Annotated in this window: 2 protein-coding genes; one reads left to right on the top strand and one right to left on the bottom strand. The window is 61.7% G+C overall.

Annotated elements, in window-relative coordinates:
• The coding region (locus UN64_RS21620; RefSeq protein WP_077365957.1) for a hypothetical protein at positions 1 to 190 on the top strand (190 nt) is incomplete at its 5' end.
• 109 nt (positions 191 to 299) lie between these two features.
• Here the strand turns inward: UN64_RS21620 and UN64_RS21615 are convergent.
• Positions 300 to 1,123: hypothetical protein (locus UN64_RS21615; protein WP_216352809.1), on the bottom strand; the 824-nt coding region annotated here is incomplete at its 5' end.

Genomic DNA, 1,123 nt, shown 5'->3' with positions numbered 1-1,123 from the left:
GGACCGCGGGGTACGACTGCGTGGTGAGCAGCCGTCACCGGAGCAGGTGCTGGAGATGTGCCGCCGGTACGAGCAGGGCGAGTCGCTGGCCCGGGTCGGCGCCAAGGTGGGCTTCAACGCGAGCACAGTTCGCACGAACCTGCTCCGTGCAGGTGTCGCGCTCCGCGATCCTCACGGCCGGGAGCGGTAGAGGCACAACAGAAGAAACCAATCTCGATCCGCAAAAGCAGAAGGAAAGATCGCTCGTTGCTCTCCGAGTCGCCTAACCTCGAATACCGCATGGCACGTTGAGCGCTCTGCTAGCTCCGCACACGCTCTTGGGCTCGTTCGCGCGCCTGCTGGCGGAGTCTGGCCCGAACCTCGTCATGAATGGTAGTCGAGACTTCCTCAGCTGTTTCGATAGAAACGACGAGGGCGTAGCGAACGTTCTTCTTCTTGGGAAGATGCTGGGCATCGTCCATGCACTCGACGTGTATCGGGAACGCGTCGCCGTCCCCGAAGGTCATCGCTCGTGAACCTTGGACGAGTTCGTGTTGGAGGCTTCCACGCCTGACAGTGAAGTGCTCCCCTTCTATCCGATCTCCTGCCGCGAGCTTCGTGTCCGGGGTGTCGAAGTAGACCTTAGCCCCGCGATAACGCGTGAGCTGTCCCACCGTAGGTACCGCGTACGCAAGCGTGATGGTGAAGCGATGCCACGCCGCTCGTGATCGGAGCGATGGCGGGAGAGGGAGCTCGTACGTGTGTCGTTGGTCTCCGCCAATGCGGCCGCCGGCAATAAGCACAGCACGATTGGTGGCGGCTGCTCCGAGGCGGGCGGTATCGAGTCTGCCGTATCCGAGCATCGCTGAGAGCTTACGGCGAGCATCCTGCGCGGGGATACCGAGATCTCGGCGAAATCGAGCTTCCCATTCCCCCCAACTGCTCGCGTGCGTGAGGAGTGCTCGTACCAGAAGTGGGTGATACTCCGGGCCTGGCAGGGGCGAGTCTTCTTTTCCGTCAACGTCAGCTTCAAGGATGTCGAACAGACGGCTCGCTTCACGCGTGACCAGTGCCGTGGCATTGCTAGTGCCAAAGGTGAAAATCGTGCGATTCGTTGCGCCACTCCTTCCAGGTGCCGCAACTT

The sequence above is a fragment of the Fictibacillus arsenicus genome, from assembly GCF_001999465.1.
Lineage (GTDB): Bacteria > Bacillota > Bacilli > Bacillales > Fictibacillaceae > Fictibacillus > Fictibacillus arsenicus.
This window is presented reverse-complemented; position numbering and strand designations above follow the sequence as displayed.